At 72.5% G+C, this 14,053-nt stretch carries 12 protein-coding genes; 10 read left to right on the top strand and 2 right to left on the bottom strand.

Annotated elements, in window-relative coordinates:
* Positions 1 to 60: 60 nt before the first annotated feature.
* Both OG406_RS17595 and OG406_RS17590 read right to left on the bottom strand, forming a co-directional pair.
* Positions 61 to 1,416 carry a sensor histidine kinase gene (locus tag OG406_RS17595; protein ID WP_266847487.1) on the bottom strand — a complete coding sequence of 452 codons (1,356 nt, stop codon included), beginning with the start codon at positions 1,414 to 1,416 and terminating at the stop codon, positions 61 to 63.
* Positions 1,417 to 1,934: 518 nt separating this feature from the next.
* Entirely contained in the window at positions 1,935 to 3,134 is a 1,200-nt protein-coding gene (locus OG406_RS17590; protein ID WP_329186570.1) for a sensor histidine kinase, read from the bottom strand.
* A 305-nt stretch (positions 3,135 to 3,439) separates the two neighbouring features.
* Between OG406_RS17590 and OG406_RS17585 the strand changes: the two genes are divergently transcribed.
* The 10 genes from OG406_RS17585 to OG406_RS17540 are packed head-to-tail and all read left to right on the top strand — an operon-like array spanning position 3,440 to position 13,985.
* Positions 3,440 to 3,853, top strand: a complete 414-nt coding sequence (locus tag OG406_RS17585; protein WP_081218818.1) for an NADH-quinone oxidoreductase subunit A — start codon at positions 3,440 to 3,442, stop codon at positions 3,851 to 3,853.
* Positions 3,844 to 4,569 carry an NADH-quinone oxidoreductase subunit B gene (locus OG406_RS17580; RefSeq protein ID WP_239154680.1) on the top strand — a complete coding sequence of 242 codons (726 nt, stop codon included), beginning with the start codon at positions 3,844 to 3,846 and terminating at the stop codon, positions 4,567 to 4,569. Before OG406_RS17585 ends, OG406_RS17580 begins: the two co-directional genes overlap by 10 nt.
* Positions 4,566 to 6,122 carry an NADH-quinone oxidoreductase subunit C gene (locus tag OG406_RS17575; protein WP_329186569.1) on the top strand — a complete coding sequence of 519 codons (1,557 nt, stop codon included), beginning with the start codon at positions 4,566 to 4,568 and terminating at the stop codon, positions 6,120 to 6,122. Before OG406_RS17580 ends, OG406_RS17575 begins: the two co-directional genes overlap by 4 nt.
* Positions 6,119 to 7,087: a complex I subunit 1/NuoH family protein gene (locus tag OG406_RS17570; RefSeq protein WP_329186567.1), complete on the top strand. Its 969-nt coding sequence runs from the start codon at positions 6,119 to 6,121 to the stop codon at positions 7,085 to 7,087. Before OG406_RS17575 ends, OG406_RS17570 begins: the two co-directional genes overlap by 4 nt.
* Positions 7,088 to 7,089: 2 nt before the next feature.
* Positions 7,090 to 7,863 (top strand): NuoI/complex I 23 kDa subunit family protein, encoded by a 774-nt coding sequence (locus OG406_RS17565; protein ID WP_329186566.1) that lies wholly within the window; start codon positions 7,090 to 7,092, stop codon positions 7,861 to 7,863.
* A complete protein-coding gene (locus tag OG406_RS17560; protein WP_404125616.1) occupies positions 7,860 to 8,540 on the top strand; it encodes an NADH-quinone oxidoreductase subunit J family protein in 681 nt (226 codons plus the stop codon). Before OG406_RS17565 ends, OG406_RS17560 begins: the two co-directional genes overlap by 4 nt.
* On the top strand, positions 8,540 to 8,920 hold the full coding sequence (nuoK, locus tag OG406_RS17555; protein ID WP_164373195.1) for an NADH-quinone oxidoreductase subunit NuoK: 381 nt from the start codon (positions 8,540 to 8,542) through the stop codon (positions 8,918 to 8,920). The genes OG406_RS17560 and nuoK overlap by 1 nt, the downstream gene beginning before the upstream one ends.
* Entirely contained in the window at positions 8,917 to 10,908 is a 1,992-nt protein-coding gene (locus OG406_RS17550) for an NADH-quinone oxidoreductase subunit 5 family protein (protein WP_164373194.1), read from the top strand. The genes nuoK and OG406_RS17550 overlap by 4 nt, the downstream gene beginning before the upstream one ends.
* A 6-nt stretch (positions 10,909 to 10,914) precedes the next feature.
* Positions 10,915 to 12,489, top strand: a complete 1,575-nt coding sequence (locus OG406_RS17545) for a complex I subunit 4 family protein (protein WP_329186563.1) — start codon at positions 10,915 to 10,917, stop codon at positions 12,487 to 12,489.
* Positions 12,486 to 13,985 carry an NADH-quinone oxidoreductase subunit N gene (locus OG406_RS17540; protein WP_329186562.1) on the top strand — a complete coding sequence of 500 codons (1,500 nt, stop codon included), beginning with the start codon at positions 12,486 to 12,488 and terminating at the stop codon, positions 13,983 to 13,985. Before OG406_RS17545 ends, OG406_RS17540 begins: the two co-directional genes overlap by 4 nt.
* The last annotated feature ends 68 nt before the right edge of the window (positions 13,986 to 14,053 follow it).

Below are 14,053 nucleotides of genomic sequence, written 5' to 3'. Positions count from 1 at the left end.
GTCGGTCGGTCCCGCCGGGCCGTGACCGCCCCGTGGTGGGGCGGCGGCCCGCAGGGTGGTTCAGCCCCGCCAGGGCAGTTCCGCCGTGATCCGCGTCGGGCCGGCCACCGGCGAGTCCACGACGAGGATCCCGTCGACCGCGTCGAGCCGTTCCGCGAGTCCCGCGAGGCCCGAACCCGAGGAGGCGTCGGCGCCGCCCACCCCGTTGTCCACGACCTGGAGCATCAGCCGGTTCTCGACCCGCCACACGTCCACGCTCGCCCGGGTCGCCCGGGAGTGCTTGCTGATGTTCTGGAGCAGTTCGGAGACGGTGAAGTAGGCGATGCCCTCGATGGCGGGCATCGGCCTGGACGGCAGGTCGACCTCCACCCGCACCGGCACCGTGCACCGCGAGGCCACGGAGGACAGCGCGGCGTCGAGCCCCCGGTCGGTCAGCACCGCCGGGTGGATGCCGCGCGCGAGGTCCCGCAGCTCCTGGAGGGCCGTCTTCACCTCACCGTGCGCCTCGCCCACCATCCGCGCGGCGGCCTCCGGGTCCTCGGTCAGCTTCTCCTTGGCGAGCCCCAGGTCCATCGCCAGCGCGACGAGCCGGGCCTGCGCCCCGTCGTGCAGATCGCGCTCGATGCGCCGCAGGTCGGCCGCCGCGGTGTCGACGACCGCGCCCCGGTCGGACTCCAGCTCCACCACACGGGTCGCCAGCCGCGACGGGCCGAGCAGCCCGCGCACCATCAGCCGGTCCACGCTCGTCAACGCCCGCACGATCCACGGGGTCGCCATCGTGAACAGCAGCCCGAGCAGCGCGGTCATCGTGATCTCGAACGGGTTGTCCAGGTACACGGAGTGCGTTCCGTCGCCGTACAGCTGGAGGCCGCCCTGGCCCGCGTACATCGGGAAGACCCAGAACCACAGCGGATACGTCAGCAGCGCCCACCCGTACACCCAGAAGCTCAGCGCCACCGTGAAGGAGAACACCGCCCACGGGAACTGGACCACCGCGTACAGCAGGTGCCGCCACGAGGCACCGCTCCTGAGCACCGCGCCCATCCACGCCATCGGGCCCTGCTTGCGCACCCGCAGCGGCTCGGGGTCGGCCACCTCGACATCCAGCAGCCCGCGTGCCCGCGCCCGCTCCAGCGAGCCGAAGCCGCGGCAGCCGGCCAGCGCGGCGGCGAGCACCGGGACGCCCAGGAAGGTGATGAGCAGGCCCGCGCCCAGCGACACCATGGTGACGGCGAACGTGAACATGAGGATGCCGAGCGGCAGGCCCAGCATCACGTAGCCGAACTCCCGCCAGCTCCGGGCCTCGATCGGTGCCCGGAGCGGGGCCGGAAGACGGTGTCGCCGCTCGCCGGCGCCCGCCCCGTCGAATCCGGGCCCGCTCCGGTGCCCGTATCCGTTTCCGTACTCCGTGGCCATCGGTCCGTCCGTTTCTCTCGTCGCGTCCTGCGCCTCGACTCGTTCCGCGCGTCGGCTCGTACCCCTACTCTGCTGTCCGCGCGGCCCGCGGACCATGGAGCGGGTCGGCGTCTCGGCCCGGGGGTTTTCCCTACCTACGGCCGCCCGCCCCTCGGGTACCGGACCTACGACCGCCCCTCGGGTACCGGACCTACGCCCGCCTCGCGGGTACCGGACCTACGCCCGCCTCGCGGGTACCGGACCTGCGACCGCCTCTCGGGTACCGGACTTGCGCCGGGCCCTCCCGCACCGGCCCCTCCCGCACCGGGCCCTTCAGCACCGGGCCCTTCAGCACCGGCCCTGCGCCGGCCCCCCGCACCGGCCCTGCGGCCGTCTCTCCCGTACACGGGCCCTGCGGCCGTCCCTCCCGTACACGGGACGTACGGCCGCCCCTCCCGCACCCGCCGGACGCCGAAGGCCGCACGGTGGTCCACCGTGCGGCCTTCGGCCCGGGGCGCGTGCGTGCCGCCGCCCGCTCGTTACCGTGCGGGCCCGTCCTCGCGTGCCCGCCACGGGAGTTCGGCCGTGACGACCGTCGGGCCGCCCTCCGGCGAGTCGACGACGAACAGGCCGTCCACCGCACCCAGCCGGTCGGCGAGCCCCGCCATGCCCGTACCGCCGTCGAGGCCCGCGCCGCCGTGGCCGTCGTCGCTGACCTGGATGAGCAGACGGTCGTCCGACCGCCAGACGTCGACGGACGCCGAGCGCGCACCGCTGTGCTTGCTGACGTTCTGCAGCAGCTCGGAGACGGTGAAGTAGGCGATGCCCTCGATGGCCGCGGCCGGCCGCGCCTCCAGGTCGGCCGTCACCTTCACCGGCACCGTGCAGCGCGAGGCCACGGAGGACAGGGCCGCGTCCAGACCCCGGTCGGTGAGGACCGCCGGGTGGATACCCCGGGCCAGATCGCGCAGCTCCTGCAGGGCGAGTTTCACCTCGCCGTGCGCCTCGTCGACCATCACCGCCGCCGCGTCGGGATCCTCCAGCAGCTTCTCCTTGGCCAGACCGAGCCCCATCGCCAGCGCCACGAGCCGGGCCTGCGCCCCGTCGTGCAGATCGCGTTCGATGCGCCGCAGATCGGCGGCCGCCGCGTCCACCACCACCCCGCGGTCGGACTCCAGCTCGGCGATCCGCTTCTCCAGCGCGTCGTCGGGCGACAGCAGTCCGCGCACCAGCGCCCGGTCCACGTTCGTCAGCCCCCGCGCCAGGAACGGCAGCACCGGCCACAGTACGAACAGCGACACCAGCGTGATGGTGAAGGTGGCGATGCCCCAGGGCAGCCGTATGAAGTCGTAGAGCGTGGCCCGCCAGGCCACCGGGTCCTTCAGGCTCGACCACAGCCAGCCGAAGAGACCGGTCCGCCGCACCGGCAGCGGGCTCGGCTCGTCGATCCGCAGCCCCAGCAGCCGCCGTGCCCGCGCCCGCTCCGCCTTGCCCAGCTGCCGTGAGCCGCGCAGCCCGCCCGCGAGCAGCGGCAGTCCGATCACCGTCGCCGCCAGCCCGGCGCCGGTGGCCAGCATCGTCACCACGTACACGAAGCCGACGAGCGAGGCCGGCAGATTCAGCAGGAGATGCGCGATCTCCTTCCAGGTCTGCCGGTCCAGGGCGAAGCGCGCTGGAGGCAGCCGGTCGCCGTCGGACGGTCCGTCCGACGGACCGGTGGGCGTGATGCGTTCGGTCATATCCGCTAGCCTGCCCGGCGGCGCGCCGCCGCGCCATGAGGTGGGCCGCCGCGATGCACTGGGGATAACCCCACCCTCAGGGGTGACGGCGGGGCAGGACGCGCGATGCCGGTGGGGAGCCGTTCACACCGTGAGACGTGAACGCGTGCCCGGTGGTCGGGGGATGGTCGAGGCGTGACGGGCTGCTTACGCTCTCTTTAGCAGGCCCTAGACTCCCGTCCGTACAGATCGTCGAACACGGCGCATCACCGACTGCGCGACGGCGCACGGCGGGGCGCAACGAGGTCAGGGAGTGAGGGGCTGACGTGCCGGAACCGACCGTTGTCACGGCGACCGGGTCCGTCGTCGCGGCGGACTACTTCCAGTCGTACTCGGTCGTCGGACTGCTCGCCGTCGTCGGCGTGCTCTTCGTCGCCGTCGCGTTCGGGGCCGGCCGCCTGCTGCGGCCCGTGGTCCCCACCCCCGAGAAACTCCTGACGTACGAGTGCGGCGTCGACCCCGTCGGCGAGGGCTGGGCCCACACCCAGGTCCGCTACTACGTGTACGCGTTCCTCTACGTCATCTTCGCCGTCGACTCGATCTTCCTGTTCCCCTGGGCCACGGTCTTCGCCGCTCCCGGCTACGGCGCCGCCACGCTCGTCGAGATGTTCATCTTCCTCGGCTTCCTCGCCGTGGGCCTGCTGTACGCATACAAGAAGGGCGTCCTCACATGGACGTGACCCCCTCCGCCCCGGAGCCGGTCCTGCTGCCCGAGCCCAAGCGGCTCGGCGCGCTCGCCCGGCTCGCCCCCGAGCCGATGAAGGTGGTCCTCAACTGGGGCCGCCGCTACTCGCTCTGGGTCTTCAACTTCGGCCTCGCCTGCTGCGCGATCGAGTTCATCGCCGCGTCGATGGCCCGCCACGACTTCATCCGGCTCGGCGTCATCCCCTTCGCGCCCGGCCCCCGCCAGGCGGACCTGATGGTGGTGTCCGGCACGGTCACCGACAAGATGGCCCCCGCCGTCAAGCGCCTGTACGAGCAGATGCCCGAGCCGAAGTACGTCATCTCCTTCGGCGCCTGCTCCAACTGCGGCGGCCCCTACTGGGACTCCTACTCCGTCACCAAGGGCGTCGACCAGATCATCCCCGTCGACGTGTACGTCCCCGGGTGCCCGCCCCGCCCCGAGGCGCTGCTCCAGGGCATCCTCAAGCTCCAGGAGAAGATCGCCCGGGAGTCGCTGGGGGAGCGGTACGGCACGGCCCGGCCGTCCACCGCCGCCCTGCAGAGCGGCCTGGTGAAGCCGCCCGTCCCCGCGAGCGCGGCGCCGCAGCCGCCCGAGGCGGAGGAGGGCCGTACCTCCTCACCGGCCCCCGAGGCGTCACCGGCCGCGACCGATGCTCCCGATCCCGCCCCCGCTCCGGATCCCGCTCCCCGTTCGGGCGAGGAGGACCGATGACCGTCGGCTGGCTCCCCGCCCCCGCCGAGGAACTCTTCGGCCCCGACGCCACGGCCGAGGAGTCCTACGAGGTCCTCACCGTCGACGTACCGCCCACCGCCTGGATCGCGGCCCTCGAAACGGCCCGTGACACCCTCGGCTGCACCTACTTCGACTGGCTGAGCGCCGTCGACGAACCCGGCACCGGCTTCCGCGTCAGCGCCCACGTCGTGGCCCTGTCCCCGGTCCGCCGCCTCCTCGTCCGGACGACCGTCCCGCACACCGGTCCGGTCCTCCCGTCGGCCGTCTCCGTCTACGCGGGCGCCGGCTGGCACGAGCGCGAGACCCACGAGATGTTCGGCGTGGACTTCGAGGGCCACCCCGGCCTCGACCCGCTGCTGCTGCCGGAGGGCTTCGAGGGCCACCCCCTCCGCAAGGACTTCGTCCTGGCCGCCCGCGTCGCCAAGGCGTGGCCCGGCGCGAAGGAACCGGGCGAGTCCGAGCACGGCGGCCCGAAGCGCCGCCAGATGCTCCCGCCCGGCGTCCCCGACCCCAACGAGTGGGGCCCGCTCAAGGGCCAGCTCCCCCCGGCACCGTCCCGCCCCGCCCGCGGCGCGGCCCGCGCGGCGGGTGACCGTCCGGTCCGCCGGACCCGCACGGCGGCCGAGGGCTCGGCCGGCCAGACAGCTCCGGGTTCCGCAGCGGGCGCCGGCCCGCAGGCGGCGGCCACAGGCGCGGTCGCGGGCGAGGCTCCCGAGGGTGCCGCTCCCGCAGCCGCAGGTACGGCCTCAGCCGGTGAGGGTGCCGCCTCCGGAACCGAGACGGCCCGCCCGGCCCGGCCGGCCCGCCGCACGCGCGGCGCGGGGCAGGGATCGGCGAGCCAACGGGCGGCCGAGACGGTGACGCCGACGGAGGCGGGGGCCACGGATGCCGGGGAGCCGGCTTCCGGTCCGAGCACTCCGTCCGGGGACACACCTCAGGCCGAGCCGACCCCTCCGGAGGTTCACACGACCCCGGCAGCCGACGCCCCCTGGCACCAGCCGAAGCCCGCGTTCGAGGACGCGAAGCCGAAGCAGGGGCCGAAGCAGGGGCCGAAGACGGCGGGGCAGCCGGGGGCGGAGCTCGAGCCCGGGCCTGCGTCCGGGCCTGAGCCTGCGTCCGATGCTGGGCCGAGGCCCGAGCCCGGGCCCGCGTCCGATGCTGGGCCGAAGGCCGAGCCCGAGCCCGAGCCCGCGTCCGATGCTGGGCCGAAGCCCGAGCCTGAGCCCGGCGCCCAGTCTGGGCCGAAGGCCGACCCGGCGCCCGGGGCCGAGCCTGATGCCGAGTCCGGCTCCGGTACTGATCAGGCGCGTGGTCCGAAGTCCGGAGCGGCCTTGGACCCCGACCGGACCTCTGGGTCGGACCGCGACTCTCAGTCGGGCCGGGACTCTGGGTCCGACCGGGACTCTGGGTCCGACCGGGACTCTGAGTCGGACCGCGAGCCCGAACCCGCCCCTGAACCGGCCCCCGGACCAGCCCCCGAGGCCGCGCCCACCCGAAGCCCCGACGACGATTCCTCAGGAGGACCGCAGTGAACGACGCTCTCGACGTCGCCCTCCGCCTGATCGTCGTCTTCGTCGTGTTCCTGACGTTTCCCCTGATCGTCGGTCAGACCGAGCACAAGGTGATGGCCCACATGCAGGGCCGCCTCGGCCCGATGTACGCGGGTGGGTTCCACGGCTGGGCCCAACTCGTCGCGGACGGAGTCAAGTTCGCGCAGAAGGAGGACATCGTCCCGGCGGAGGCGGACCGCCGGGTCTTCCAGCTCGCGCCCGCCGTGGCCCTCCTCCCGTACCTCCTGGTCCTCCTCGCGATCCCCATCGGCCCCGGTGAGGGCGCGGTCGGCGAGGTCGTCGACGCGGGCATCTTCTTCGTCCTCGCCGTGATGGGCGTGGGTGTCCTCGGCTCGCTCATGGCGGGCTGGGCCTCCGCGAACAAGTTCTCCCTCCTCGGGGGCCTGCGCACCGCCGCGCAACTCCTCGCCTACGAACTCCCCATGCTCCTGACGGCCGCCTCGGTCGCGATGGCCGCCGGCACGGTGTCGCTGCCGGGGATCGTGGACGCCTTCCACTGGTGGTGGCTGCCCTGGCAGATCGTCGGCGCGATCGTGTTCTTCGTCGCCGGCCTCGCCGAACTCCAGCGGCCCCCCTTCGACATGCCCGTCGCCGACTCCGAGATCATCTTCGGCGCGTACACCGAGTACACCGGACTGCGCTTCGCCCTGTTCCTGCTCGCCGAGTACGCCGGAATCGTCGTCCTGTGCGGGCTGACCACCGTCCTCTTCCTGGGCGGCTGGCACGGTCCCTGGGGTGCCGACGGCCTCGGCTGGGTGTGGACGCTGCTGAAGACCGCGATCCTCGCCTTCGTCGTCATCTGGCTCCGCGTCACCTACCCCCGCCTGCGCGAGGACCAGCTCCAGAAACTCTCCTGGACCGTCCTCGTCCCCCTCTCCCTCGCCCAGATCGCCCTCACCGGCATCGTCAAGGTGGTGATCGCGTAACCATGGCTCCTGTCCCCGGCTCCGGCCTCGCCAAGGGTCTGGCCGTCACCCTCCGCACGATGACGAAGAAGACCGTCACCGCGCAGTACCCCGACGCCCAGCCCGAACTCCCGCCCCGCACCCGCGGTGTCATCGGCCTTTTCGAGGAGAACTGCACGGTCTGCATGCTGTGCGCCCGCGAGTGCCCGGACTGGTGCATCTACATCGACTCCCACAAGGAGACGGTGCCGCCCGCCGCCCCCGGTGGCCGCGAGCGCAGCCGCAACGTCCTCGACCGCTTCGCCATCGACTTCTCCCTGTGCATGTACTGCGGTATCTGCATCGAGGTCTGTCCTTTCGACGCGCTGTTCTGGTCCCCGGAGTTCGAGTACGCGGAGACCGACATCCACGAACTCACCCACGAACGCGACAAGCTCCGCGAGTGGATGTGGACCGTCCCGGCCCCGCCGGCCCTCGACCCCGCCGCCGAGGAACCCAAGGAGATCGCCGCCGCCCGCAAGACCGCCGACAAACTCGCCGCCGAACAAGCGGCGCGCGCGGAGGCAGCGGAAGCAGAGGCGGCGCAGGCGAAGGCAGCAGAGACGAAGGCAGCAGGGACGAAGGCGGCACAGACGGAGGCGGGGGCAGCGCAGGCCGATCCCGCGCAGGGCGACCCTGCTCAGGCCGATCCCGCCGAGGGCGGTCAGGCGGCCGCTCCCGGTGAGCCGACCGCCCCGCCCGGACGACCTGAGCCCCCGGCCGCACCGCCCTCCGGTCCTCAGGAGGGCCAGTCGTGACCTTCGCAGCAGCCACCGCCACGGTGGCGGCCCGCGCGACCACCACCGTCGCCGCCGGACATCACGGCTTCCTGTCCCCGACGGGTGTCGAGATCGCCTTCGTCCTCGTCGGCCTGGTCACCTTCGGCGCCGCGCTCGTCTCCGTCACCACCAAGCAGCTGGTGCACGCCGCCCTCTGGCTGGTCGTGGCGCTCGGCGGTCTGGCCGTCGAGTACCTGCTGCTGACGGCCGAGTTCATCGCCTGGGTGCAGGTCCTCATCTACGTCGGTTCCGTCGTCGTCCTCCTCCTCTTCGGCCTGATGCTCACCAAGGCCCCCATCGGGCGCTCCCCGGACGCCGACTCGGGCAACCGCTGGGCGGCCCTCACCGTCGCCGTCGCCGCGACCGGCGCCCTCGTCTGGGTCGTCGTCGACGCCTTCCGCACGACCTGGGTCGACCTGAACGGTCCCGCCGCCGGCTCCACCGAGGTCACCGGCGCGAGCCTCTTCCAGAACTGGGTCCTCCCCTTCGAAGCCCTCTCCGTCCTCCTCCTCGCCGCCCTGGTCGGCGCGATCGTGCTCTCCCGCAAGGCGAAGACGGAGGCGAACGCCGGCACGGGCACGGGCGCGACGGCCGGCCCGCGTGTCCCGGGCGGCCGCAACGGCACGGAACACGAAGACAAGCAGGGGGCCCGCTGATGCACCTCGCCTATCCCGCCGTGCTGGCAGCCCTCCTGTTCGGCACCGGTCTGTACGGAGTCCTCGCGCGGCGCAACGCGATCCTGGTCCTCATGTCGGTCGAGCTCATGCTCAACGCCGTCAACCTGAACCTCGTCGCCTTCGACGTGTGGTTGTCCAAGGCGGCCCGAGACACCCTGCACTCCGGCCAGGCCCTCACCCTGTTCACCATCGCCATCGCCGCCGCCGAGATCGGCATCGGCCTCGCGATCGTCCTGTCCGTGTACCGCAACCGCGGCACCTCGGACATCGACAAGCTCCGCGACACCGCCGAGGGCCACGGCCCCGACGACCCCGACAGCGACGCCCCCGTGGCCGAGAAGGCTGAGGCCACCGCGTGACCACGACCACCCTCGCCGTCCTCGTCCCCCTCCTGCCGTTCCTGGGCGCCGCCGCCGGTCTCCTCCTGGGCCGCACGTCGCCCGGATTCGTCCGGCCGCTCGCCGTCCTGCCCCCGCTCGCGTCACTCGTCCTCGCCGTGACCGTCGCCGTCCGCCAGGGCGGCGGGCAGGCCATCGACGCGCACACCGAACTCACCCCGACCGGCTCCGTCCCCATCGAGCTGGCCCTGCACATCGACGGCTTCGCCGCCCTCGTCGCCGTCCTCGTCGGCGTCGTCGCCACCTGCGTGCAGATCTACTCGACGGGCTACCTGCGCGACGACCCGCGCTACCCCTCGTACGCCGCTCTCGTCTCCCTCTTCACCTCCGCGATGCTGCTCGTCGTCTACTCCGGCGACCTGATGGTGCTCCTGGTCGGCTGGGAGATCATGGGCATCTGCTCGTACTTCCTCGTCGGCCACTACTGGGAGACCCCGGAGGCCCGCGCCGCCTCCCTCAAGGCCTTCCTGGTCACCAAACTCGGCGACGTCCCCTTCCTCATCGGCCTGTTCGCGCTGGCCACCGACGCCGGCTCCTTCCGCATCACCTCGGTCCTCGGCACCGTCGCGAGCGGCGGACTGCACCACCCGACGCTGGTCGCACTGCTCCTCCTCGCCGGCGTCGCGGGCAAGTCGGCGCTGTTCCCGCTGCACACCTGGCTGCCCGACGCGATGGCGGGCCCCACCCCCGTCTCCGCGCTGATCCACGCCGCGACGATGGTCGCCGCCGGCATCTACTTCGTCGCCCGGCTCCTTCCCGTCTTCCAGGCCTCCTCGGCCGCGATGGTCGTCCTCGCCGTCATGGCCGGCGTCACGATGGCCGGGTCCGGCCTCGCCGCGCTCGCCCAGGACGACATCAAGCGGGTCCTCGCCTACTCGACGATCGGCCAGCTCGGCTACATGGCCGGCGCCCTCGCCGTCGGCGACCGCGGTGCCGCCGTCTTCCACCTCCTCGCGCACGGCGCCTTCAAGGCACTGCTGTTCCTCGCCGCCGGTGTCGTCATCCACGCCTCCGGCACCAACTCGCTCGCCGTCATGTCCCGGATGAAGGGCCTGCGGAACCGCGTGCCCGACGCGTACTGGACGATGACCGTGGCCCTCCTCGCGCTCGCCGCCATCCCGCCCTTCAGCGGCTTCTTCTCCAAGGAGGCCGTCCTCGGCGCCGCCGAGCACGTCGCCACCGGCCACACCGAGCACGCTCCCGGCGCCGCGGGCTGGATCGTCCTGATCACCGGCATGGTCACCGCCGTCCTCACCGCCGCCTACGCGACCCGGCTGTGGCTCCTCGCCTTCCACGGACAGGGAACCGAGGCCCCCGACCACGGCAGGCAGCCGGTCACCATGACCGCCGTCCTGTGGGTGCTCGCCGTGCCCTCGCTCGCCTTCGGCCTCACCTACGGGCCGCTCCCCGACTGGTTCGACGGCCGCGACCTGACGCCCGTGCTCACCACCTCGGTGCTCGGCACCGGCCTCGCCCTGGTCGGCGTGGTCATCACCTACGGGGCCTGGCGGCACACCACCGCGATGGCGCTCCGCGTCCCGCTGGGTGCGGTCGCGGCCCACCCCGACGCCGATGCCGGACTGGTCGAGGCCGAGGCCATCGCCAGCCACGAACCCGCGTTCGGAGACGTGGCCTACGTGCCCGACCCCGCGGACCCGGGCAGGCTGCTGCTCGGCCCGCTGCACCGCCACGCGGCCGTCGGCTTCCACCTCGACGCCGTGTACCACGCGCTGTTCGTCCGCCCGGTCCAGGCCGGAGCCCAGCTCGTCCGGTTCCTCGACCGCGAGGTCGTCGACACGTACGTACGCGGCGCGGGCGCCCTACCCCGCTGGCTCGGCGCCGCCGTACGGCGGGCGCAGACCGGCAACGTGCAGACCTATGTGAGCGCGCTGCTCGCCGGCACCGTCGTCCTGGTGGTCGCCGCCGTCCTCGTCGCCACGGGAGCGTGAGCAGGCGTGATCGATATCAGTGAGTCCGTGATGCAGCTTCTTCTCGCGTTGATCGTCGTCGGGCCGCTCATCGGGGCCGCCGCGGCCCTGCTGCCGGCCCCGCCCGGACTGAAGGGGAAGTCGCCCGAGCAGGCGGTGCTGCGGCACGGCGTCGTCGTCACCGGTGTCGTCCTCATCGCCGCGATCGTCCTCGCGCTCGGCTTCGACCACGACCACCCGTCGAAGATGCAGGCCACGACGGACATCAGCTGGATCCCCGCACTCGACGTGCGGATCCACCTCGGCATCGACGGCATCTCCCTCCCCCTTCTGGTGCTGACCGCGCTGCTGACCTTCCTCTGCGCGCTGTACTCCTACTTCAAGATGCCCGCGGGCCCGACCCCGAAGGCATTCGTCGCGCTGCTGCTCGTCCTCGAGGCCGGCACCCTCGCGACCTTCGCCGTCCTCGACCTGCTGCTGTTCTTCCTCGCGTTCGAGATGGTGCTCATCCCGATGTACTTCCTCATCGCACGGTGGGGAGGTGCCCAACGTCAGGCCGCGGCCTGGAAGTTCATCCTCTACACCCTGCTCGGCTCGGTCGTCATGCTGCTCGGCCTGCTCCTGATCGGAATCAGGGCGGGCACATTCGACATGGTGGCACTCGCCACTGACAACGGCCGGTCGCTGAGCACATCCGTGCAGGTCATCGCCGTTCTGGCGATCGGGATCGGGCTCGCGGTCAAGACGCCGATGTGGCCGCTGCACAGCTGGCTGCCGGACGCCCACACCGCCGCGCCGACCGTCGGCTCGGTCCTGCTGGCCGGCGTCATGCTGAAGATGGGCACGTACGGGTTCGTGCGGATCCTGCTGCCCATCACCCCGGACGGCTTCCGCACCTTCGCCCCCTACCTCGCCGCGCTCGCCGTGGTCGGGATCATCTACGGTTCGCTGGCCTGTCTGGCCCTCGCCAAGCAGGGTGCGAAGGGCGACCTCAAGCGGCTCATCGCCTACTCCTCCGTCGGCCACATGGGCTTCGTCCTGCTCGGCATCTCGACCATGACGCCGACCGGCGTGAACGGCGCGCTGTTCGCCAACATCGCCCACGGCCTCATCACCGGCCTCCTCTTCTTCCTGGTCGGGGCGCTGAAGGACCGCACGGGCACCACCGACCTCGACACCCTCGCCGACCGGACCGGCGCCGCGCTGTACGGCAAGGCCCCGCGCCTCGGCGGCCTGCTCGCGTTCGCCGCCGTCGCCTCGCTCGGGCTGCCAGGCCTCGCCGGATTCTGGGGCGAGATGCTGGCGCTGTTCGGCGCGTTCAAGCCCGCCGAGGCCCTCAGCAGGCCCGCCTATCTGACGTTCATGGCGATCGCCGCGTTCGGCACCCTGCTCACCGCCGCGTACATGCTCGTCGTGGTGCGCCGCGTCTGTATGGGCCCGGTCTCCCAGGAGGCGCCGAAACTCGCCGACGTGCAGACCTACGAGTTCGCCGCCTGGACGCCGCTCGTCGCCCTCACCGTCGTCGCCGGCCTGTGGCCCCGGGCCCTCCTCGGCCTGACCGACCCGGCCGTACAGCAGCTCCTCGCAGGAGGCACCCGATGAGTTCCCTGGTCCAGTCCGTCGACTGGCTCGCCATCGCGCCGCCCACCCTCGCGGCGGTCGTCGGACTCGTCGTGCTCGTCGCCGACCTCGTCATCGGTGAAGCCCGCAAGGCCGTACTGGGCTGGGTCTCGGTGGCGGGCCTCGCCGCGTCCGCGCTGCTGCTGCTGCCCCTCCTCGACGGGGACCGGGCCACGTTCTGCCTGACCGGTGACGCGGACGCCTGCAGCTACGTCGCGGACCGCTTCACCCTGGTCGTCCAGCTCCTGGTCCTCGGCGGCGCGCTCCTCGCGGCCCTGCTCTCGGTCACCGCCCTCAAGGACGCCGACAAGGAACTCCCCGAAGGGGAGTACTGGTTCCTGCTGCTCTCCTCGGCCGCGGGCGCCGCCCTGCTCCCCGCCTCCCGCGACCTCGCCACTCTCATCGTCGCCCTGGAGGTCGCCTCCCTGCCCGCCTTCGCCCTCGTCGGCATCCGGCGGGGTGACAGGAAGTCCTCGGAAGCGGCCCTGAAGTTCTTCCTGTCGTCGGTCACCGCGACCGCGGTCAGCCTGATGGGCGTCAGCTTCGTCTACGCCACGACGGGCACCCTCCACCTCACCCGGATCGCCGACCGGATCCAGCACGTCGACGGGCAGTTCCACACCCTCGCCCAGACGGGCGTCGTCCTCACCCTCGTCGGCTTCGCCTTCAAGACGGCCGCGGTGCCCTTCCACTTCTGGGTGCCCGACACCTACGTGGGGGCGCCGCTGCCGATCGCCGCCTACCTGTCCGTCGTCGGCAAGGCGGTCGGCTTCTCCGGGCTGATCCTCGTCACCGTCATCGCGTTCCCGTCGTACGCCGACGTCTGGGGCCCGGCGCTGGCCGCACTCGCCGCCCTCACCATGACGGTCGGCAACGTCGGCGCCCTGCGGCAGCGCTCCACGCGCGCGTACAGCGCGGTCCGGCTGCTCGCCTGGTCCTCCGTCGGACAGGCCGGCTACCTCCTGGTGCCGATCGCGTCCGCCGCCTACTCCAAGGACGCGCAGAAGGCCATCGGCTCCACGGTGGCCTACGCCCTCATGTACGCCGCCGTGAACCTCGGCGCCTTCGCCGTCGCCGCCCTGGTGGCCCGTACGAGCCCGCTCAACCGCATCAGCGACTACCGCGGCCTCTACGCGAGGAACCCGCTCTCCGCGCTGGTGCTCGGCTTCTTCCTGCTCTGCCTCGCCGGTCTGCCGCCGGGCATCATCGGCCTCTTCGCCAAGGTGACCGTCTTCTCGGCGGTCGTCGACGCCGGGCTCGGCTGGCTGGCCGTCGTCATGGCCGTCAACGTGGTGATCGCCCTCTTCTACTACCTCCAGTGGACGACGCTCCTCTTCCGCGCCCCCGAGGGCGAGGCGGGCACCCACCGCGTCCCCGCCCCGCTGACGGCCGCGATCGCTCTGACGGCCGTACTGGGCGTCGCCCTTTCCGGTGCGCCCCAGCTGATCCTGCGCTTCTCGGAGACGGGCCTCTTCTAGAACCGGAGACCGGCGGTCCGACCGCCCCGACCGGACGCCGCTCCCGGCCCGATCCGACCCCGTTCCCG

Source organism: Streptomyces sp. NBC_01428, assembly GCF_036231965.1.
GTDB lineage: Bacteria > Actinomycetota > Actinomycetes > Streptomycetales > Streptomycetaceae > Streptomyces.
The sequence above is the reverse complement of the archived record's forward strand: the minus strand, read 5'-3'. Positions and strand labels throughout refer to the sequence as shown.

Excerpts from the sequence above, each read along its gene's own strand:
- OG406_RS17595 (WP_266847487.1), bottom strand. The coding sequence starts at position 1,416 with ATGGCCACGGAGTACGGAAACGGATACGGGCACCGGAGCGGGCCCGGA.
- OG406_RS17590 (WP_329186570.1), bottom strand. The coding sequence starts at position 3,134 with ATGACCGAACGCATCACGCCCACCGGTCCGTCGGACGGACCGTCCGAC.
- OG406_RS17580 (WP_239154680.1), top strand. The coding sequence starts at position 3,844 with ATGGACGTGACCCCCTCCGCCCCGGAGCCGGTCCTGCTGCCCGAGCCC.
- OG406_RS17575 (WP_329186569.1), top strand. The coding sequence starts at position 4,566 with ATGACCGTCGGCTGGCTCCCCGCCCCCGCCGAGGAACTCTTCGGCCCC.
- OG406_RS17565 (WP_329186566.1), top strand. The coding sequence starts at position 7,090 with ATGGCTCCTGTCCCCGGCTCCGGCCTCGCCAAGGGTCTGGCCGTCACC.
- nuoK (WP_164373195.1), top strand. The coding sequence starts at position 8,540 with ATGCACCTCGCCTATCCCGCCGTGCTGGCAGCCCTCCTGTTCGGCACC.
- OG406_RS17540 (WP_329186562.1), top strand. The coding sequence starts at position 12,486 with ATGAGTTCCCTGGTCCAGTCCGTCGACTGGCTCGCCATCGCGCCGCCC.